We start from the raw sequence: 20897 nt of genomic DNA, 5'->3' as shown, positions 1-20897 counted from the left end.
CTCTCTACAACCGAAGAGCAAGTCGTGAAAAAATACTATTCCTCCTGGTTCGTTCGTTGCGCTGCGGGCCTGCTGCTGGCGCTGTCATGGAATGCCACCGCCGCGGTGACCAAGACTGCGACCGTCACTACTGCCAGCATCGATCCAGTCAGCGGTTTCCAGACCCTCAGCAGCCTCCTGAAGCGGACCTGGACGGTGCTCAACGGCACCTACGTGCAGACCACGTCGAACACCACGGCCTTTTCGGCAACGATCAAGGTCGCTGGCGTCAGCCGCCGCTACGTCATCGTGCGGCCGAACCCGGTTCGGGCAGGTGCGCCGGTGCTGCTGCTGCTCCATGCCAACGGCGTGACGCCGGAGAACATGGCGAACCTGACCGAGGTGGCCGACTACGTGCAGACCCAGGGTTTCTGGGCCGTGCTGCCGGCCGCGATCGGCGGCACCTGGAAGGATGATCCAAGCACCAGCAACAAGGACGACACGCAGTTCATCTCGGCGCTGATCGACACGCTGGTCGCCCAGGGTGTCGATGCCAGCCGCGTCTACGCGGGTGGTTATTCGAACGGTGGTTTCATGGCCGAGCGACTGGCCTGCGAGCTATCGGACAAGATCGCCGCGTTCGGCATCAATGCCGCGACCCTGCGCACCGGCCTGGCCAATGTCTGCGCGCCAACCAAGCCCCGCGCCAAGGTTTATCTGCTCGGCACCGCCGACACCATCGTTCCCTACGACGGCTACCTCAACATGAAGTCGGCGCTGTCGACGATGGCCTACTGGAGCAGCAAGCAGGCCTGCGGCGGCGTCTTGGCCAGTTCGCTTCCGGACCGCGCCGCCGATGGCACCACGGTGCAGCTGACGCGCTACACCGGCTGCAACGGCGGCACGCTCGAGAACCGGCTGTACACGATCACCGGCGGCGGCCACGCGTGGTCCGGTGGCCTGACCGGCGCCCAGTACGTCACCAGCCAGGACCTCAAGGCCACCGGCGTGATCTGGAGCTTTGTCAGCGCCTACCGGCGCTGAGCGTCGGTCCGATTCATCGGGCTATTCGGGCAGCACATCCGACAACGGCACCGGCTTGAACGAGCAATCGGCGTTCAGGCCAGATTCCGCCAGCGGCAGGCAGCGCAACGGCCGCTGTTCCGACAGGCTGTTGATCACTTCGCCCTTCGGGCAGACACGCAGTTCGGCGATCTGCTGACTGCGGCAGATCACCAGGCTGCGGCAGCTCTTCGGATTGAGGTAATCGCCATCGGCCTCATCCACGCAGAAGCCGGCGTCCGGCGCCGGTTCCGCGATTTCCACAGCCGCAGCGGCCGGTGCCGGTGCCTCGCGCTGGCAGGCGCCCAGCAGGACAACCATCATCAGGACTGACACGCAGGCACAGCGGTTCATGGGCGATTCCGGATGTTTCAGCGAGCTTGGGGCCTGTTAACAATCACTTCAGTCGCTGCGTTGCGAGTCAAAAAGCCGCCAGGCAAGGCGCGAGCCGCAGAGAATAGTTGTTCTATTCTCAAGGTTCGCAACGGGGCATGGCGGCTTTTGGGCCGCAACCCTCCGGGGCGGGATCGTTTTTGCCCATTGCTGCCTTATTCGTCGCGCCAATGGGTCGGCCATTGGTCGCTTCTCGTTCGTTGCACTGGGCAAAAACGACCTCCGCCGCAGCGACCGAAGTGATTGTTAACAGGCCCTACGTCAGACTCCTGCGCGATATAGCCCGCAGGCCCGTCACGGGCTGGAGTCGATCGGATGAATCAGTGGCTGAAAGGAGCGGTGATGGCTTTGACCTTGTTCGGTAGCGGTATCACGGCCAGCACGGCGGCGGAAACGGCAGGCGACGATCCTTATCTCTGGCTGGAAAACGTCGATGGCGATCAGGCGCTGGACTGGGTCCGCGCCCGCAATGCGGTTTCCCAGAAAGAGCTGGAAGCCTCGGCCGATTTCAAGCCGATCCACGAGCGGCTGCTGAAGATCTACGATTCGAACACGCGCATCCCGTTCGTCACCAAGATCGGCCCGCACTACTACAACTTCTGGCGTGACGCGAAGCAGGTACGCGGCGTCTGGCGGCGCACCAGCCTGGCCGAATACCGCAAGCCGGAACCGGCTTGGGAAACCGTGCTCGATCTCGATGCGCTGGCCGCCAGCGAGAAAGAGAACTGGGTGTGGAAGGGCGCGTCCTGCGTGCATCCGGACAATGATCGCTGCCTGCTCAGCCTGTCCCGCGGCGGTGGCGATGCCGTGGTGATCCGCGAGTTCGATATCACCAAGAAGCGCTTCGTTGCCGATGGCTTCCAGCTGCCGGAAGCGAAGTCCGACGTTGTCTGGGCCGATCGTGACCGGGTGTTCGTCGCCACCGATTTCGGTGCCGGCTCGCTGACCGACAGCGGCTATCCGCGCATCGTTCGCGAATGGAAGCGCGGCACGCCGCTGGCCGATGCGGTGCAGGTCTTTGCCGGTGCCAAGGAAGACGTGGCGAGCGGCGCCATGGTCGTCGATTCTGGCGGCCATCATCACGAGTTGATGCGCCGTGCGACGACCTTCTACAGCGGAGAAAGCTGGCTGCGGGTCGATGGCGAATTCAAGCGCCTGGACGTGCCGGACGACGCCCAGATTGGCTTGTGGCAGGACCAGTTGACCGTCGAACTGCGCACCGACTGGGTGATCGGCAGCAAGTCCTATCCCGGTGGTTCCCTGCTGGTCATCGGCCTGGCCGACTTCCTTGGTGGCAAGCGCGCGTTCGCCAATCTGTACACCCCTGGGGCACGCAAATCGCTGAGCGGCCTTGCCAAGCTGAAGTCTGCGCTGATTGTCAACGAACTCGACAACGTCCGCAGCAAGCTCTACGAGCTTAAGCAGGTCGATGGTAAGTGGACGCGGACGGCGATCTACGCGCCGGCCTTCGGTGCGCTGGGCGTCTCGGCTGTCGACGATGACGAGTCCAATGACTACTGGCTGACCATCACCGATTTCCTGACGCCGACCAGCCTGCACTACGCCGTACTCGGCAAGCCGGGCAGCGAACAGCTGAAATCGCTGCCGAGCTACTTCGACGCCAAAGGCCTGGAGATCAGCCAACACGAGGTCAAGTCGAAAGACGGCACCTTGGTGCCGTACTTCCAGGTCTCGAAGAAGGGTCTGAAGCTCGATGGCAGCAACCCGACGCTGCTCTACGGCTACGGCGGTTTCGAAGTGTCGATGCAGCCGGGCTACAGCGCCGGCATGGGCGCGGCCTGGCTGGAGCGCGGCGGCGTCTATGTGCTGGCCAATATTCGCGGTGGCGGCGAGTTCGGCCCGGCCTGGCATCAGGCAGCGCTGAAGGAGAATCGCCAGCGCGCCTATGACGATTTCATCGCCATCGCCGAAGATCTGAGCAAGCGCAAGCTGACCAGCCCGAAGCATCTCGGCATTCAGGGCGGTTCCAACGGCGGCCTGCTGATGGGCGTGATGCTGACCCAGCGTCCGGACCTGTTCGGGGCCGTGGTCTGCCAGGTGCCGCTGCTCGACATGCGCCGCTATAACCAGCTGCTCGCCGGCGCCTCGTGGATGGGCGAATACGGCAATCCGGACGTCGCCGCGGAATGGGCCTGGATCTCGAAATACTCGCCGTACCAGAACCTCAGGAAGGACGCGAAGTATCCGCGAGTGCTGTTCACCACCTCCACCCGCGATGACCGCGTCCACCCCGGCCACGCTCGCAAGATGGCCGCCCGCATGGCCGAGCAGGGCCATGATTTCCTGTACTACGAAAACATCGAAGGCGGCCACGGTGGTGCGGCGAACAATCAGCAGCAGGCGTACATGAACGCGCTGGCCTACACATTCTTCTGGAAACAGCTGCACTAGTCGCGAGGAGCCGCAGCAACTTCGGAGACAAATTCCCTACACTCGCCCACACAACCAGAACAAGTGCGAGTGAGGAGTCGGTCATGAACAAGCTGATGCGGGTGCTGGTGCCAGGCCTGATGGTGTTGCTGTCTGCCTGCGACAACAAGGACTCGGCTTCCACTGATCCCGGTGACCCTGCAGTTCCCGGCACGCCGCCGCCAGTTGCCGGGTGCACGAATCCGCTGCCGGCCGGTGCTTTCGATCGTTCACTGGTCGTCAACAGCCCGTCGGATTCCGATGCCTCGACCAATCCGACGCCGACTTCGACGATCTACTTCACCGTGCTGCTGCCCGAACGTTGCCCGGGCGCCGGTTATCCGCTGGTGCTGCACAGCCACGGCTATGGTGGCAAGCGGCTGCGCAGCCTGGCGGCGACCGGCAGCCTGCCGACCAGCGACCCGCACTTCCCATCGATCGATGCCCTGACCCAGGCCTTGCCGCGCCACGGCTATGCGGTGATCAGCGTCGATCAGCGTGGCCACGGCGAATCCGCAGCCAACACCAAGGCGCGGATCGTCGATCCGGCGCTGGAAATCCAGGACCTGCGGCGCATCCTCGACTGGGCTTACGACAACGCCGCGGCGTTCAACTTCCAGACCGAGACCGGTACCGGCATCGATCGCGATCTGAAGGTCGGCACCATCGGCTACAGCTACGGCGGCGGCTACCAGATGACGCTTGCCGCGCTCGATCCGCGCATCGACACCATCGTGCCGAACGGCACCTGGAACAACCTGCTGTACAGCCTGCTGCCTGGCGATGGCGTGAAGCTGGGTTTCGATGGTCTGCTGTGCCTGCTCGGCGCCACCGGCGGTGTCGAGAACACGCCGATCGTCGCGGCGCTGTGCAATCAGGTGGGCGTGCAGAACCTGTTCGCCTCGACGGTGCGCACGCGCGACGATCTGGTGGCAGCCCTCGGCCGTCCGTTGACCCGGCCGCGGACGATCGACGAAGCCGAGGTCAATCCGTTCTTCTACAGCCACAGCACGCGCTATTTCGAGACTCAGCAGGCGGCTGGCCAGCCCTGGGGTTTCGGCGAAACCAGCGCGACCTTGCGACGGGTGCCGGCGCTGTTCCTGCAGGGCAATCGCGACGTGTTGTTCAACCTCACCGAAGCCAAGCGCAACGCCGATTACTTCGCCGCCACCGGCGCCGATGTGCGGCTGCTGTCGACGGAAGGCGGGCACATGAATCCTCTCGCCAACCAGATCGAAGGCACCGCGAACTGCGGCACAGTGATCGGCCTTGACAGCATCCTCGCCTGGTATGACCACTGGCTGAAGGGCGTCGATTCCGCTGCCTTCGACGGCATTCCGAAAGTCTGTATTTCGGTTGCGGACACGGTTGCCGGCCAGCCTGGCGGCACGCCGGCTGGGCTGGCGCTCGATGCGATGCCGGTCGGTTCGCAGACCGGTGCCGGCGGCGTGCCGGCGCGGCTGGAGATAGCCATGGTCAACGTGGGCGCGGTGCTGTCCAGCGCCCCGACCTTCGTGCCGGTGACCACGATCGCCGGCAGCGGCCGGGTGCTGGCAGGTGTGCCCAGAATGAGTTCGATCAGCGTCGTCGGCGGCCCTAACGTGCTGCCGCGCGCGGCGATCGCGCTGGTCGGTGTCGGCATTCGCCGCAATGGCTCGCTGATCCTGGTCGATGATCAGGTCACGTCGTTCGTCGAAGGTCTGCATACCTTCAATCGCAGCCATCAGAACAGCATCATCGAGCTGCCGGCGATCGGCGAGCAGCTGCAGGATGGCGATGAGGTCGGCCTACTGTTCTACGAGCAGCAGGTGCAGTACGCGGCGATCCTCAGCGCGACCAGCGCCCCGAACCTGACCAATGTCGTCAACGTGGCGCTGGGCACTTCGCTGCCGGCGTTTGGCTCCGCACTCGACGGCAGCCTGCTCTCCGCCCCGAACCCGTATGACGCCGTCGCGACCGGCATCGAATTACCGATCCTGATTCCGGCCGAGTATCCGGGCGCTTCTCTGCGCCGCTGAAGCCGCGCCTGACACCGCGCTGACATCATGTGTCAGCGCGGCGACATCAGACTGATACCGGCGCTGAGTAGGCTGGGCAGATAGAAGCAAGTGCTGCGATGAACCCGGACCGAAGCGTTGCGATGACCGATGCCGACCCAGCGATCTCCGCTGATACAGCGGCGGATGCCGATCTCAGCCTGCTGCGTCCGGCGGTAGGCGATGGGCATCAGGTGAATCTGGCCGATTGGGCCGATCTGGCCGAATCGCTGCCCGGCGCGGTGTTCCAGCTGAGCATGGATCGTCAGAGACGCATTCGCTATCACTACGTGAGCAGCCGGGTGCGAGAACTGCTGGGTGTTGATTCACAGGCGGTGCTCGACGATCCCATGCTGCCGCCGAGCCTGGTGCTGCAGGAAGACTCGGCGCTGCTGTACCAGGCCTATGTGCAGTCTGCGATCGACGTGAAGCCGTTCTCGGTCGATGTTCGCATCGTCCGGCCCGACGGCGTGCAGCGCTGGATGCGCACCTCGGCCACGCCGCGCAGGACCGACGATGGTTCGCTCTGGAACGGCTGGTGGAACGATGTCACCGACGAGATCGAAAGCCGCGAGCGATTGATCGCCACCGAACGCTCGCTGCGCGATGCCGCCGAGCGCGCCGAGCGGCAGTTGCGCACGATCACCGATTCGCTGCCCGGCGTCGTCTACCAGTACCGCATGGCGCCGAACGAAGTCGGCCGCTACACGATGATCAGCGATCAGGGCGCCGCCCTGTTCGGCAAGACCCGCGACGAGGTACTGAACCATCCGATGAGCCTGATCGGCCTGGTCAGCGGTGCGGACCGGGCGAAGCTGGTCGGCGGCTTCATGCTCGGCGCCAAGGAGCAGCGCAACATCGAGGTCACCTATCGCTCGAAGGTGGCGGGGGATCGCGAAGCCTGGCTGCGCACGTTCGCCAAGCCGGTGCCGCAGGATGATGGTTCGGTGGCCTGGAGTGGCTTCACGCTCGATGTCACCGCCGAAGTCGCCACCCGGCAGAAACTGGAAGCGACCGAGCTGCGGCTGAGCGAGATCGTCAAGGCAGTGCCGGGCATGGTCTATCGCTTCCGGGCGTTCGGGGACAACCAGTTCGAAACCACTTTCGTCAGCGAAGGCATCCGCGAGCTGGCCGGCATCGAACCGTCCAACGATCCGGCGCGGCTCAACGCCCAGGTCATCCAGGCCATCCTGCCGGACGACTTGCCGATGATGCTGGCGGTGACGGCAGCGGCGATCGAGACCCAGACCGAGATGCACTGCGATTTCCGCATTCGCCATCTGAAAACCGGCGAACTGCGCTGGCTGCGCACCATCGGCATGCCGCGTCGCCAGGCCGATGGCAGCACCGCGTTCACCGGCGTCTGGCAGGACATCAGCCATGCCAAGGCGCTGGAACTGGAATTGACGGCGGCGACCGAAACGGCGCGCGCCGCGAGCCGCGCCAAGAGCGAGTTTCTGGCCAACATGAGCCACGAGATCCGCACGCCGATGAACGCGATTCTCGGCTTGTCGCAGCTCGGCAGCCGCGCCCGCGATCTGCCGCAAGCGCGTGACTACCTGGCCAAGATCCACAGTTCGGCGCAGTCGCTGCTGCAGGTGCTCAACGATGTGCTCGACGTCTCGAAGATCGAGGCCGGCAAGCTGTCGCTCGAAGCCACGCCGTTCAAGCTGCATGCGGTGCTCGAAAACCTGTCCGGCATGCTCAGCGTGCACGCGGCGCAGAAGGGCCTGGAACTGCTGTTCGATATCGACGCCAGTGCGCCCGATGTGCTGATCGGCGATCCGTTCCGGCTTGGCCAGATTCTCGCCAACCTGACCGGCAATGCGATCAAGTTCACCGACACTGGCGATGTCGTGGTGCGGGTCGGCGTGGTCGAGCGCAGCGAGCACGAGGTGCGGCTCGGCTTTGCCGTCGAGGACAGCGGCATCGGCATGAGTCAGGAGGAGATCGGCCGCTTGTTCCGCGCCTTCTCTCAGGCCGATTCCTCGACCACCCGCCGCTACGGCGGCACCGGCCTGGGGCTGACCATCTGCAAGCGTCTGGTCGAGATGATGGATGGCGACATCAGCATCGACAGCCAGCCGGGGCAGGGCAGTTGCTTCCGCTTCTCGGCGCGCTTCGGCGTGGCCGCCACGCCGGCGGCGCGCATCGTGCCGGAAGCGCTGCGCGACCTGCGCGTGCTGGTGGTCGATGACAACCCGATCGCCTGCGAAATCCTGGACAGCCATCTCGCCGGCTTCGGTTTCCGGGTCACCATCGCCGGTGATGGCATCGAAGCGGTGGCACGGGTCCGCGGTGCGCGCCACGATCCATTCGGCCTGGTGCTGATGGATTGGCAGATGCCGCAGATCGATGGCATCGAAGCGGCGCGGCGCATCCGCGCGCTCGGTCCGCCGCAGCCGCCGTTGATCATCATGGTCACCGCGTTCGGTCGCGAGGAAATCGAACACGAGGCGCACGAAATCGGTCTTGACGGCTTCCTGGTCAAGCCGGTCAATCCGTCGCTGCTGCTCGATGCGATTCTCGATGCCTTCGGCAGCCCGGCGACGGCGCTCGTGCCGGCACCGGCAGTTGACGTGGAACTGCTGCGCCCCGCGTCACTTCGCGGCCTGAGGGTGCTGGTGGCCGAGGACAACGAGATCAATCAGCAGGTTGCCAGCGAGTTGCTCGAAGCGGCGGGAGTCGAGGTCTGCATCGCGCCGAACGGCCGCGTTGCCGTCGAAATGGCCAGCGCGCATCGCTTCGATGCGGTGCTGATGGATTTGCAGATGCCGCTGATGGATGGCCTCGAAGCAACCCGCCGCCTGCGCGCGATGGGTGGCGCGCTGGCCCATCTGCCGATCATCGCGATGACCGCCAACGCGATGGCCGAGGACCGCGCACGCTGCCTGGCCGCCGGCATGAACGATCATCTCGGCAAGCCGATCGATGTGCGCCGTCTGTATGCGCTGCTGGCGCAGTGGACGCAGAACGGACCAGCGACTGTAGTGACGCCAGCGCTGCTTGCAGCTGCGCCATCAAACCTCATGCTGGCTGACGATGATGGCTGCGATTTCGCGGCCGCAATCGAGCGGCTGGGCGGCAGCCGGGAACTGTGGAAGAAGCTGGCCCGCCGCTATCTCGATACACCGCGTGCCGCGACGGAGATCGAACAGGCGCTGGCTGCCGGCTTTGCCGGAACGGCGAAGCGTGCGGCCCACTCGATCAAGAGCATGGCGGCAACGCTGGGCGCGGTCGGCATCGCCGAGGTCTCCGCGCAGCTTGAACAAGCCTTGTTGACGGATGCTTCAGCGGATGAGATCCGGCTGCGGCTGATCGTGCTCGACCGGCTCGACGTCGGTGTCCGCAACACCATTCGCCAGCAGATCGACGCCGGCTGAACCCGCTTGCCATCGATGACACGCTAATCTCTGCGGGCGCAGCGCGAGCTTGCGCCTGACCAGGAGCCTGACCGTGTCACCCCGGATCGCCATCGTCGACGACGACCCGCTGCTGCGTGATCTGCTGATGGATTACCTGAGCGGTCAGGGCTATGCGGCGCTGCCTTGCGATGGGGGCAACAGCCTGCGTGCGCTGTTCGCGAGCAGCCCACCGGATTGCGTGATCCTCGATCTGGTGATGCCCGAAGAAGACGGCCTGAATGTGTTGCGCTGGCTGCGCGCCGGTTCCGACGTACCGGTGATCATGCTGACCGGCACCGACGCGCCAGCCGATCGCATCGTCGGTCTCGAACTCGGTGCCGACGATTACGTCGCCAAGCCTGCCGATCTGCGCGAACTGCTGGCGCGCGTGCGCAGCGTGCTGCGCCGCCGACCAGTTGTGATTCCACCTGCGTCGGCAGCGCCAGCCGCAAAGGCGCAAGACAACGAAAGCTGGTTCGGTCGCTGGCGGCTCGATCGGGCACGGCGTCGCATGGTTGATCCGACCGGCGATATCCTGCTGATCACCGGCGCGGAGTTCGGGTTGCTGTGCGCGTTCGCCGAGCATCCCAACGTGATCCTGTCGCGCGATAAGCTGCTGATGCTGTCCGGCACCGATCCCGGCGAAGTGTTCGATCGCGCGATCGATCTGCGCATCACCCGGCTGCGCAAGAAGATCGAACCCGTTCCCGGCGATCCGGCCGTGATCCGCACCGTGCGCGGCCACGGCGGCGGCTACCAATACCTGCCCTCGAACGGCCCGAATTACGGCCGCTGATACCGACCATGAACCGCCACTCGAACCTGCTCGAAACTCCGGCCAATATCAGCGCGCTGCTGGCGGCCACGCGACGCATCGCAGTGCTCGGCATCAAGCCGGAATCGCATGACGATCAGCCGGCGCATTACGTGCCGGCGGCGCTGGCGGCCGCCGGTTACGAGATCGTGCCGGTGCCGGTCTATTACCGCGACGTCACCGTCATCCTCGGCCAGCCGGTCTATCGGCGCCTGGTCGATGTGCCGGGACGGATCGATCTGGTCGATGTGTTCCGCTTGCCGTCCGCCTTGCCTGGACATCTCGACGATCTGCTCGCCGCCAAGCCGCGTGCGGTGTGGCTGCAGACCGGCATTCGCGACGATGCCTTTGCGATGACCTTGGCCGAGGCCGGCATCCTGGTCGTGCAGGATCGCTGCCTGATGGTCGAGCAGCAGCGGCGCGGTGCGCGGCCGGCGATTTGACGTCCGGGAAGACGCGGGCGGGGTGGCCGGAACCTCGGGCTTATACTGCGCGGCCTGATTCCCGTGCCTGTGCCATGCCTGCCTGCTGTTCGAACCCATCGCCATTCGCTGTGCCCCGGTCACGCCGATGAGCGACAGCAAGCATCCGCACAGCGAAAAGCGCCTGCGCGCGGGACTGGAACGCTTCGGGCTGGACGTGGGCCTGACCGAGCCGCTGATGCGTTATCTCGGCGAGCTGGAGAAATGGAACGCGACCTACAACCTGAGCGGCATCAAGTTCGTCGATGAGATGGTCACCCGCCATGTCTTCGATTCGCTCGCGGTGCTGCAGGCACTGCCGGCTTACACGCCGGGCACGCGGATGCTCGATGCCGGCAGCGGCGCCGGCATTCCGGGCCTGATCCTGGCGATCGTGCGGCCCGATCTGAATGTGACCACGCTCGATTCCGCCGGCAAGAAGGCGCGCTTCATGCGCCACGTGATCCGCACGATGGCGCTGCCGAATGCCGAGGTGTTCGAAGGCCGCGCCGAGGATCATCAGCCGGCCGAACCGTATCCGCTGATCATCAGCCGCGCGTTTGCGAGCCTCGCCGATTACATCGGTGTGACCGAGCATCTGGGTGGCCCGGATACGCGCTGGCTGTCGATGAAGGCGCATGTCGATACGGCCGAGAAAGCCGGCCTGCCGGCGGGCTTCGCGATCGAGTCGACCCATCGCCTGCTGGTGCCCGGCCTCGATGAAATGCGTCAGTTGCTGATCATCCGAGCCGCATAAGCTTTATTCTTTTGAGGCCCCCAGGGGCTGCCGCCCGCCGGATCGGTGCACGGAAGTGCCATCCTAGGCACTTCCGTAAACTCGCACCGATCCAGCCCAATGACCCGCATCATCGCGATCGCCAACCAGAAAGGCGGCGTCGGCAAGACCACGACGACCATCAACCTCGCGGCTTCGCTGGCTGCGACGCGTCGGCGCGTGCTGCTGGTCGATCTCGATGCCCAGGGCAATGCGACGATGGGCTGCGGCGTCGACAAGTACCGCCTGCTCTACAGCGTTCGCGATGTGCTGCTCGAAGCCGTCACGCCGCAGGCCGTCATCATCCATCCCGAAGGTCTCGGCTTCGGCGTCATGCCGGCCAATGCCGACATGACGGAAGCCGAAATCAAGCTGCGCGAGATGCCGGCGGGTGATTTCGCGCTGAAGCTGGCGCTGGAATCGGTGGCGCATGATTACGACTACATCCTGATCGACTGCCCGCCGGCGCTCTCCAAGCTCACCGTCAACGCTTTCGTCGCCGCCGATGGCGTGCTGATCCCGATGCAGTGCGAGTACTACGCGCTGGAAGGGCTCACCGCGCTGGTCGACACGATCAAGAAAATCCAGCGGGTGATCAATCCGCGCCTGGAAATCGAAGGCCTGCTACGCACCATGTTCGATCCGCGCAACAACCTGTCGAACGATGTGTCGGCGCAGTTGCTGCAGCACTTCGGCGACAAGGTCTATCGCACCCTGGTGCCGCGCAACGTGCGCCTGGCCGAAGCGCCGAGTCATGGTCTGCCGGCGATCACCTACGATCCTTCGTCGGCTGGGGCCAAGGCCTATCTGGCGCTGGCCGGGGAATTGCTGCGTCGCCATGATGGCGGGCAGATGAGCTTGGGGAGCGAATAGTGTCGGTGAAGAAGAGGGGTCTGGGCCGCAGTCTCGATGCGCTGCTCGGCAGTTCGCAGCCTCAGGCGGTGGAAACGGCGGGTGATGAGCTGCGCGAACTGGCGCTGGACAGCCTGGTCGCCGGCCGGCATCAGCCGCGGCGCAGCTTCGATCAGAGCCAGCTCGAAGCGCTGGCCGAATCGATCAAGGCGCAGGGTGTGGTCCAGCCGATCATCGTTCGCGAGATCGAAGACGGGCAGCACGAGATCGTTGCCGGTGAACGGCGCTGGCGGGCGGCGAAGCTGGCCGGCCTGTCGGTCATTCCGGCGGTGGTCCGCAAGATGGAAGACCGCGCGGCGATGGCAGTTGCCCTGGTCGAGAACATCCAGCGCGCCGATCTGAACCCGCTCGAAGAAGCCGAAGCGCTGCGGCGGCTGATCGACGATTGCGGTTTGACCCATGAGCAGGCGGCGGAAGCGGTCGGCAAGTCGCGTGCTTCGATCTCGAATCTGCTGCGCCTGATCGATCTCGATCCCGGCGTGCAGATGATGGTCCGCAACGGCCTGATTTCGCTCGGCCACGCCAAGGTGCTGATGGGTGCCACGGCGAGCCGGCAGGCGGAACTGGCGAAGCAGGTAGTCGAACGCGAGCTGACCGTGCGCCAGACCGAAGCGCTGCTGATGGCTTCGTCGCGGCCGGCCTCGCCGCCGTCGGCTTCGCTGCCGAAGTCACCGATCGCCAGTGAAATCGGCGAACGCATCGGCTTGCCGGTCACGCTCACCCAGTCGCCTCGTGGCAAAGGCAAGCTGGTGATCTCGTTCGACAACAACGCGCAATTGCAGCAGGTGTTGAAGCTGCTTCGCTGAAGGCGGCTTCGCGGTAATCCCGGTTTCGGAACCGCACTGCGTACACTGCGGCGGCGCAGCATCCCGCGCTGAACCGATTACGAGTGTGCCCATGTCGCAATACAAGACTGCTCTGATCACCGGAGCCTCCAGCGGCATCGGTGCCGCCTTCGCCGCGGCGCTCGCCCGGTCCGGCTCGGATCTGATCCTCGTCGCCCGTTCCGAGGACAAGCTGCGCGCCCTGGCCGGCGAACTGACTCGCGAGACCGGCCGCAACATTCAGGTGATCGCCGCCGATCTGTCGAAGCCGGAATGCGGCGCCAAGCTCAAGAAGGCGGTCGACGCGCTGGAAATGCACGTCGATCTGCTGATCAACAACGCCGGCTTCGGCACCACCGGTGCGTTCGAGAAGCAGGACGCGGGCCGCGAAGCCGAAGAAATCCGTCTCAACGCGGCTGCGGTTGTCGATCTCGCTCATGCCTTCCTGCCGGCGATGCTGGAAGCCAAGCACGGCGGCATCATCAATATCGCCTCATCGGCCGCGTTCCAGCCGATGCCGTACTTCGCGGTCTACGCCGCGACCAAGGCCTTCGTCTATTCGTTCAGCGATGCGCTGTGGGAAGAAGTGCGCGGCCGCGGCGTGCACGTGATGGCAGTCTGCCCCGGGCCGGTCGATACCGGTTTCTTCGAAGCGACCGGCGCCCACAACCTGCGCAAGAAGGTGCCGGCCGGAACCATGGTGTCGGCGGAAACCGTGGTCGATGCCGCACTCGATGGTCTGGCGGGCCGCAGTCGCCTCGTGGTGCCGGGCGGATTGATGAAAATCAGCGCGGCAGCGAGCGCTCTTGTGCCGCGTGGGCTGATGACCCGCCTTGTCGGTCGTCTGATGAAGCGCTGAAACCTGCTGTCGATTGCCGGTTCCGAGCTGTCGTCTGTCACGAAGTTGGAGCAGTTCGACGGTACCGATCAGGGTGGCTCGATTGCCGCAGCGCACCATTTGTGGGCTTTACGGTTATTTGGCGTCCTCTGGACATGGTTCTGAAGTGCATCAGAAGTCTCACATCGGTGACAGTTTGCATCGGCATGACGGAGCCTATGAAAAACGTAATACGCGACGATTGCAGGGATTTCAGGACGTAATGGTTGAAGATCGGCGTTGTTGCTGCGTATACTCCGCGCGCTTCGACGCCTCCCGGCGCTCATTGCGGAGCTCACAGCTCGCATGAAAACAGCCAGACGAATCGCCCAGCAGCAGCTCTTCATTGCCTTGCTGGGTGCTGCGATCTGGACCTGGATCGGTGGAATCCATTCGGGACTGGCGGCCGCGGTGGGCGGGGGAATAGCAGCAACGTTGACGTTTTATGCAGCGCTCAAGACGTTCGGTAAACATTCCGATGACCCCAATCTGGTGGTCACGAATTTTTTCCGCGCGCAGATGCGCAAATTTGCGCTGGCAGCAGTGTTGTTCGTGATTGCAGTGAAAATATTTGGCAGCAATTTCGCACCGTTGATTACGACGTTTGCGGTTGCGCTTTTGGTTTACTGGTGGGCTCTGACCTGGGATTCGTGATGTCAGCAGAAAGCGGCGCAGCCAAGACTCCAGCGGAATACGTCTCGCATCACTTGATGCATCTGACGTCGAACCACGATGCCGGTTTCGTCTCTATGACGAACTGGCACATCGATACCCTAGTGTTTTCGACGGTGCTCGGTCTGATCTTTCTGACCCTGTTCCGCATTGCCGCCGTGCGGGTCACCAGCGGCGTGCCGGGCAAGCTGCAGAACTTCGTCGAAGTCATCATCGAATTCGTCGACAACTCGGTGAAGGACAGCTTCAAGGGCGATCGTTCCTTCGTCGCGCCGTTCGCGCTGACCATCTTCTGCTGGGTGTTCCTGTGGAACTGCATGGATCTGGTGCCGGTCGATCTGCTGCCGCTGTTCAGCGAGCATGTCCTCGGCCTTGAACACCTGCGCGTGGTGCCGTCTGCCGACATGAGCGCAACCTTCGCGCTGTCGCTGTCGGTGTTCTTCTTCATCTTCTGGTACAGCTTCAAGTCCAAGGGTGTGGTCGGCTTCGCCAAGGAATTCCTGACCCATCCGTTCGGCGCCAAGCTGCTGCCGTTCAACATCATCCTGAACACCGTCGAATATCTCGCCAAGCCGCTGTCTCTGGCGCTGCGACTGTTCGGCAACCTTTACGCAGGCGAGCTGATCTTCATCCTGATCGCGCTGCTGCCCTGGTGGGCGCAGGTCATTCCCGGCATGGGCTGGATGATCTTCCACATTCTCGTCGTGACCCTGCAGGCGTTCATCTTCATGACGCTGACCATCGTGTACCTGAGCATGGCCAACGAGAATCACGACGCTGAGCACCATTAAGCAGTCGCCTTCAAGCAGTAGCTTTCTGTAGCGGCCGCAGCACCCTCCTCAGTACAAACCATCAACGCTTTTCAACGCAGAACCCCAACGGAGCACTTCATGGAACTCGTCGCCCAAATCCAAGCCAACACCGCGCTGACCATCGGTCTGATCTTCGGTCTGGCAGCCCTCGGTACCGCCATCGGCTTCGGCCTGCTGGGCGGCAAGTTCCTGGAAGGCGCCGCTCGCCAGCCGGAACTCGCGAACATGCTGCAGACCAAGATGTTCATCATCGCCGGCCTGCTCGACGCGGTCGCGATCATCGGCGTCGCCATGGGCCTGCTGATGATGTTTGCGAACCCGCTGCTCGCCGTCGTTCAGACCGCCGCGCAGTAAAGCGCTCTGTCTGAAGGCTGTTTGATCCTCTTTTACGGAGCCTAAGCGATGCAGGCCAGTATTCCATCCATCGTCGGCCAGATGATCGTCTTCGCTATCTTCGTCTGGTTCACGATGAAGTTCGTATGGCCGCCGATCACGAAGGCCCTCGACGAGCGCCGCGCGCGCATCGTCGACGGTCTGGCTGCGGCGGAGAAGGGTCAGAAAGCGCTGATCGAAGCCTCTTCGCGCGGTGACGAAGCTCTGAAGGCTGCGCGTACGCAGGCTCAGGACATCGTGGCCGCCGCGAATAAGCAGGCGACCCAGATGGTCGAGCAGGCGCGTGCCGATGCCGAGTCCGAAAAGGCTCGCATCGTCGCCGCCGGCCACTCCGAAGTCGTGCGCGAAGTGACGCAGGCCAAGGATGCGCTGCGCAAGCAGGTCGGTGAACTGGCGGTTGCCGGTGCCTCGAAGATCCTGAAGCGCGAGATCAATGCCGGCGCCCACGCCGAGCTGATTGCTGAGCTGGCGGCGAAAGTCTGATGGCCGAGCTGAGCACACTGGCGCGGCCGTACGCGAAAGCGGTGTTCGAGCTCGCGCGCGATGCATCGCGGTTCGGCGACTGGTCGGCGATTCTTCGCGGACTGGCCGACGCAGTCAGCGATCCGGCGGTGGCTTCGGCCATCGGCCATCCGGCAGTCAGCAAGGGTCAGCTGTCGCAGGCGCTGGTCGAGGCCATCGGCCCGCAGATCGGCGCAGACGGTTCGAACCTGCTGCATCTGCTGATCGACAACGGTCGCCTCAAGCTGGCGCCGGCGATCGCTGCCGAATTCGAAGCGCTGCGCGCTGAGGCCGAAGCGACGATCGACGTCGAGATCACCACCGCATCGGTGGTCGAGCCGGCGCGCCTGGCCGAGCTGATCGACGCGGTGGCCAAGCGCCTCAGCCGCAAGTTGAATGTGACCACCAAGGTCGACGAAAGCCTGCTGGGTGGTGCCGTGATCCGCGCTGGCGATCTGGTCATCGACGGCTCGGCCGTCGGCGAACTGGATCGTTTGCGTCAGCAGCTGATTGCCTGAATCCCCGAACCTCATTCGGCGGATTCGAACTAATTTCCCGGCCTGCCGTGGCCCAAAACGGCGAGCTAGAACCGAGCACATGACATGCAACTGAATCCTTCCGAAATCAGCGACCTGATCAAGAGCCGCATCCAGAATTTCGCGGCCGCGACCGAGGCCCGGAATACCGGCACGATCGTGTCGCTGGCTGACGGCATCGTCCGCATCCACGGTCTTTCCGACGCGCTGCAGGGCGAAATGCTCGAGTTCCCGGGCGTCGGCGGCGAGCCGACCTACGGCCTGGCGCTGAATCTGGAGCGCGACTCGGTCGGCGCCGTCGTGCTCGGTGACTACAAGCACCTCACCGAAGGCGACACGGTGAAGACCACCGGCCGCATTCTCGAAGTGCCGGTTGGCCGTGGCCTGCTCGGCCGCGTGGTCGATGCGCTCGGTCGTCCGATCGACGGCAAGGGTCCGATCGTCAGCGATGGCACCAGCCCGATCGAAAAGATCGCCCCGGGCGTCATCGCCCGTCAGTCGGTCGATGAACCGGTGCAGACCGGCTACAAGGCCGTCGACGCGATGATCCCGATCGGCCGCGGCCAGCGCGAACTGATCATCGGTGACCGTCAGACCGGCAAGACCGCGATGGCGATCGACGCGATCATCAACCAGAAGTCCACCGGCATTAAGTGCGTCTACGTCGCCATCGGCCAGAAGGCTTCGTCGATCGCCAACGTCGTTCGCAAGCTCGAAGAGAACAACGCCCTGGCACACACCATCGTCGTCGCCGCTGCGGCGTCCGATGCGGCCGCGCTGCAGTTCGTCGCGCCGTACTCCGGCTGCACGATGGGCGAATACTTCCGTGACCGTGGCGAAGATGCGCTGATCGTTTATGACGATCTGTCCAAGCAGGCCGTTGCCTACCGTCAGGTGTCGCTGCTGCTGAAGCGCCCGCCGGGTCGCGAAGCCTATCCTGGCGACGTCTTCTATCTGCACTCCCGTCTGCTCGAGCGTGCGGCCCGCGTCAATGCCGACTACGTCGAAAAGTTCACCAACGGCGAAGTGAAGGGCAAGACCGGTTCGTTGACCGCGCTGCCGATCATCGAAACCCAGGCGGGTGACGTCTCGGCCTTCGTGCCGACCAACGTGATCTCGATCACCGACGGCCAGATCTTCCTCGAAACCGATCTGTTCAACGCCGGTATCCGTCCCGCCATGAACGCCGGTATCTCGGTGTCGCGCGTCGGTGGCGCCGCCCAGACCAAGGTCATCAAGAAGCTGTCGGGCGGCATCAAGCTGGCGCTCGCCCAGTACCGTGAACTCGCCGCGTTCGCGCAGTTCGCGTCGGATCTCGACGAAGCGACCCGCAAGCAGCTCGAGCGCGGCCAGCGCGTCACCGAACTGATGAAGCAGAAGCAGTACGCGCCGATGTCGGTCGCCGAAATGGCCGCGTCGCTGTACGCCGCCGAAAAGGGCTTCCTCGATGATGTCGCGGTCGAAAAGATCGGCGCCTTCGAAGTCGCCATGCAGCAGTTCCTGGCGACCAGCCACAAGCCGCTGCTCGACAAGCTGAACGTCAAGGGCGACTGGAACGATGCGCTGGAAGGCGAACTGAAGGCCGCGATCACGGCGTTCAAGAAGCAGTCCGCGATTTAAGTCCTCCAGTCCACCTCTAGGCACGACCGAGAACTACATTGGCAGGCGCAAAGGAAATCCGCACCAAGATCAAAAGCGTGAAGAACACGCAGAAGATCACGCGCGCGATGGAAAAGGTGGCGATCTCGAAGATGCGCCGTGCCCAGGTCCGCATGACTGAAGCGCGTCCGTATGCCGAGAAGATCCGCCGCACCATCGCCCATCTGTCGCAGGCGAACACCGAGATCACTCATCCGTTCATGGCCGAGCGGCCGGTGAAGCGGATCGGCGTGCTGGTGGTATCGACCGATCGCGGCCTGTGCGGCGGTTTGAACACCAATCTGTTCCGCGCGCTGACCCGCTCGATCCGCGAATGGCGCGATCAGGCCATCGACGTCGAATACGCCGTCATCGGCAGCAAGGGCCTCGGCTTCTTCCGCCGGGTCGGTGGCAAGGTGGTCGCACAGAATTCCCAGCTTGGCGACAAGCCGCATCTCGATCAGCTGCTCGGCTCGATCAAGGTATTGACCGACGCTTACCGCGAAGGCCGTATCGATCGCCTGTATCTGGCCTCGACGCAGTTCGTCAACACCATGACCCAGCGTCCGGGTGTGCGTCAGGTGCTGCCTGTCGAAGTCGATCCCAACGCCAGCAAGCTGGCTGACAACTGGGATTACATCTACGAACCGAACGCGACCGAACTGCTCGACACTGTGCTTCAGCGCTATGTCGAATCGCAGGTCTATCAGGCCGTGGTCGAGAACGTGGCCAGCGAACAGAGCGCCCGCATGGTCGCGATGAAAGCGGCCACCGATAACGCCGGCAAGATCATCAACGGCTTGCAGCTCGCTTACAACAAGGCCCGTCAGGCCAGCATCACCAAGGAACTGGCGGAAATTGTCGGCGGCGCCGCAGCAGTCTGAGCAAGCTTTCAGTTTCCCCTTTTAAGCTGCAACCCAAGAATTCTGGATAGAGAAACAACGATGAGCACTGGCTCCAGCAACGGCAAAATCGTACAGATCATCGGCGCCGTCATCGACGTCGAGTTCCCGCGCGACGCGATTCCGAAGATCTATGACGCGCTCAAGGTCACCGGCACCGAGCTGACGCTCGAAGTGCAGCAGCAGCTCGGCGACGGCGTGGTCCGTTGCATCGCGCTGGGCTCTTCGGATGGCTTGAAGCGTGGCCTGGTTGCCACCAACACGCAGGCGCCGATTTCGGTGCCGGTCGGTCGCGCCACGCTCGGCCGCATCATGAACGTGCTCGGCGAGCCGATCGACGAAGTCGGTCCGGTCGAATCCGAGCATCACTGGCCGATCCACCGCGATGCGCCGAGCTACGAAGACCAGTCCGGCTCGACCGAACTGCTCGAAACCGGCATCAAGGTCATCGATCTGCTCTGCCCGTTCGCGAAGGGCGGCAAGGTCGGTCTGTTCGGCGGTGCCGGCGTCGGCAAGACCGTCAACATGCTCGAACTGATCAACAACATCGCCAAGGAACACTCGGGTCTGTCGGTGTTCGCCGGCGTCGGTGAGCGTACCCGCGAAGGCAACGACTTCTATCACGAAATGTCGGATTCCAAGGTCATCGTCCGCGATAACCTTCCGGAATCGAAGGTCGCGATGGTCTACGGCCAGATGAACGAGCCGCCGGGCAACCGTCTGCGCGTCGCCCTGTCGGGCCTGACCATGGCCGAGTACTTCCGCGACGAAGGCCGCGACGTGCTGTTCTTCGTCGACAACATCTATCGCTACACGCTGGCCGGTACCGAAGTGTCGGCACTGCTCGGCCGCATGCCGTCGGCCGTGGGTTACCAGCCGACGCTGGCCGAGGAAATGGGCGCCCTGCAGGAGCGCATCACCTCGACCAAGACCGGCTCGATCACCTCGATCCAGGCCGTCTATGTGCCGGCCGACGATCTTACCGATCCGTCCCCGGCAACGACCTTCGCGCATCTCGATGCCACGGTCGTGCTGTCGCGTGACATCGCGTCGCTCGGCATCTACCCGGCCGTCGATCCGCTCGATTCGACGTCGCGCCAGCTCGATCCGGACGTCGTCGGTTCGGAGCACTACAACACCGCTCGTGACGTGCAGGGCGTGCTGCAGCGCTACAAGGAACTGAAGGACATCATCGCGATCCTCGGCATGGACGAGCTGTCGGAAACCGACAAGCAGGCTGTGTCCCGCGCGCGCAAGATCCAGCGTTTCCTGTCGCAGCCGTTCCACGTTGCCGAAGTGTTCACCGGCTCGCCGGGCAAGTACGTGAGCCTCAAGGAAACGATCCGCGGCTTCCGCGAAATCGTCGACGGCAAGCACGACGCGCTGCCGGAGCAGGCGTTCTACATGGTCGGCACCATCGACGAAGCGGTCGAGAAGTCGAAGAAGCTTTGATTCGTCGCACAAGCGCAGGATCAA

At 63.9% G+C, this 20897-nt stretch carries 19 protein-coding genes; 18 read left to right on the top strand and 1 reads right to left on the bottom strand.

The genetic code is table 11. The annotated features are described in order from the left end of the window. Positions 1-24: 24 nt before the first annotated feature. Positions 25-1023 carry a CE1 family esterase gene (locus G513_RS21865; RefSeq protein WP_022976132.1) on the top strand — a complete coding sequence of 333 codons (999 nt, stop codon included), beginning with the start codon at positions 25-27 and terminating at the stop codon, positions 1021-1023. A 21-nt stretch (positions 1024-1044) separates the two neighbouring features. On the opposite strand, the gene G513_RS0107105 is transcribed toward G513_RS21865, so the two are convergent. Next, positions 1045-1395 carry a hypothetical protein gene (locus G513_RS0107105; protein WP_022976131.1) on the bottom strand — a complete coding sequence of 117 codons (351 nt, stop codon included), beginning with the start codon at positions 1393-1395 and terminating at the stop codon, positions 1045-1047. Positions 1396-1749: 354 nt separating this feature from the next. Here G513_RS0107105 and G513_RS0107100 point away from each other — a divergent pair, with 354 nt between their 5' ends. From G513_RS0107100 to atpD, 17 genes are all read left to right on the top strand, one after another. Beyond that, positions 1750-3846, top strand: coding sequence for a prolyl oligopeptidase family serine peptidase (locus G513_RS0107100; RefSeq protein WP_022976130.1), 2097 nt, complete (start codon positions 1750-1752; stop codon positions 3844-3846). An 83-nt stretch (positions 3847-3929) separates the two neighbouring features. Next, entirely contained in the window at positions 3930-5882 is a 1953-nt protein-coding gene (locus tag G513_RS0107095) for an alpha/beta hydrolase family protein (RefSeq protein ID WP_022976129.1), read from the top strand. A gap of 122 nt (positions 5883-6004) precedes the next feature. Then, complete coding sequence (locus tag G513_RS24770; RefSeq protein ID WP_051144367.1) at positions 6005-9283, top strand: PAS domain-containing hybrid sensor histidine kinase/response regulator; 3279 nt, start codon at positions 6005-6007, stop codon at positions 9281-9283. Positions 9284-9350: 67 nt separating this feature from the next. Next, entirely contained in the window at positions 9351-10100 is a 750-nt protein-coding gene (locus G513_RS0107085) for a response regulator transcription factor (protein ID WP_028475240.1), read from the top strand. 8 nt (positions 10101-10108) lie between these two features. Further along, entirely contained in the window at positions 10109-10561 is a 453-nt protein-coding gene (locus G513_RS0107080; RefSeq protein WP_022976128.1) for a CoA-binding protein, read from the top strand. Between the two features lie 127 nt (positions 10562-10688). Beyond that, the gene (rsmG, locus tag G513_RS0107075; RefSeq protein ID WP_022976127.1) at positions 10689-11336 is read left to right on the top strand and encodes a 16S rRNA (guanine(527)-N(7))-methyltransferase RsmG; all 648 of its coding nucleotides are present in this window, start codon (positions 10689-10691) and stop codon (positions 11334-11336) included. Between the two features lie 99 nt (positions 11337-11435). Further along, on the top strand, positions 11436-12227 hold the full coding sequence (locus G513_RS0107070; RefSeq protein ID WP_022976126.1) for a ParA family protein: 792 nt from the start codon (positions 11436-11438) through the stop codon (positions 12225-12227). Then, positions 12227-13072 carry a ParB/RepB/Spo0J family partition protein gene (locus G513_RS0107065; RefSeq protein WP_022976125.1) on the top strand — a complete coding sequence of 282 codons (846 nt, stop codon included), beginning with the start codon at positions 12227-12229 and terminating at the stop codon, positions 13070-13072. Before G513_RS0107070 ends, G513_RS0107065 begins: the two co-directional genes overlap by 1 nt. Positions 13073-13163: 91 nt before the next feature. After that, positions 13164-13949 (top strand): SDR family NAD(P)-dependent oxidoreductase, encoded by a 786-nt coding sequence (locus G513_RS21855; RefSeq protein WP_033417401.1) that lies wholly within the window; start codon positions 13164-13166, stop codon positions 13947-13949. A 324-nt stretch (positions 13950-14273) separates the two neighbouring features. Further along, positions 14274-14621 carry an ATP synthase subunit I gene (locus G513_RS0107055; protein WP_156891474.1) on the top strand — a complete coding sequence of 116 codons (348 nt, stop codon included), beginning with the start codon at positions 14274-14276 and terminating at the stop codon, positions 14619-14621. Then, positions 14621-15430 carry a F0F1 ATP synthase subunit A gene (gene atpB / locus G513_RS0107050; protein WP_022976123.1) on the top strand — a complete coding sequence of 270 codons (810 nt, stop codon included), beginning with the start codon at positions 14621-14623 and terminating at the stop codon, positions 15428-15430. The genes G513_RS0107055 and atpB overlap by 1 nt, the downstream gene beginning before the upstream one ends. A gap of 99 nt (positions 15431-15529) precedes the next feature. Then, complete coding sequence (gene atpE, locus G513_RS0107045) at positions 15530-15805, top strand: F0F1 ATP synthase subunit C (protein ID WP_022976122.1); 276 nt, start codon at positions 15530-15532, stop codon at positions 15803-15805. A gap of 48 nt (positions 15806-15853) precedes the next feature. Continuing rightward, the gene (locus G513_RS0107040; protein ID WP_022976121.1) at positions 15854-16327 is read left to right on the top strand and encodes a F0F1 ATP synthase subunit B; all 474 of its coding nucleotides are present in this window, start codon (positions 15854-15856) and stop codon (positions 16325-16327) included. Then, complete coding sequence (locus G513_RS0107035) at positions 16327-16863, top strand: F0F1 ATP synthase subunit delta (protein WP_022976120.1); 537 nt, start codon at positions 16327-16329, stop codon at positions 16861-16863. Before G513_RS0107040 ends, G513_RS0107035 begins: the two co-directional genes overlap by 1 nt. Positions 16864-16947: 84 nt before the next feature. Further along, positions 16948-18501 (top strand): F0F1 ATP synthase subunit alpha, encoded by a 1554-nt coding sequence (atpA, locus tag G513_RS0107030; RefSeq protein ID WP_022976119.1) that lies wholly within the window; start codon positions 16948-16950, stop codon positions 18499-18501. Positions 18502-18539: 38 nt separating this feature from the next. After that, positions 18540-19403 (top strand): F0F1 ATP synthase subunit gamma, encoded by an 864-nt coding sequence (gene atpG, locus G513_RS0107025; RefSeq protein WP_022976118.1) that lies wholly within the window; start codon positions 18540-18542, stop codon positions 19401-19403. A 60-nt stretch (positions 19404-19463) separates the two neighbouring features. Next, entirely contained in the window at positions 19464-20873 is a 1410-nt protein-coding gene (gene atpD / locus G513_RS0107020; protein WP_022976117.1) for a F0F1 ATP synthase subunit beta, read from the top strand. Positions 20874-20897: the final 24 nt, after the last annotated feature.

This window comes from Nevskia ramosa DSM 11499 (assembly GCF_000420645.1).
GTDB classification, from domain to species: Bacteria; Pseudomonadota; Gammaproteobacteria; order Nevskiales; family Nevskiaceae; genus Nevskia; species Nevskia ramosa.
The sequence above is the reverse complement of the archived record's forward strand: the minus strand, read 5'-3'. Positions and strand labels throughout refer to the sequence as shown.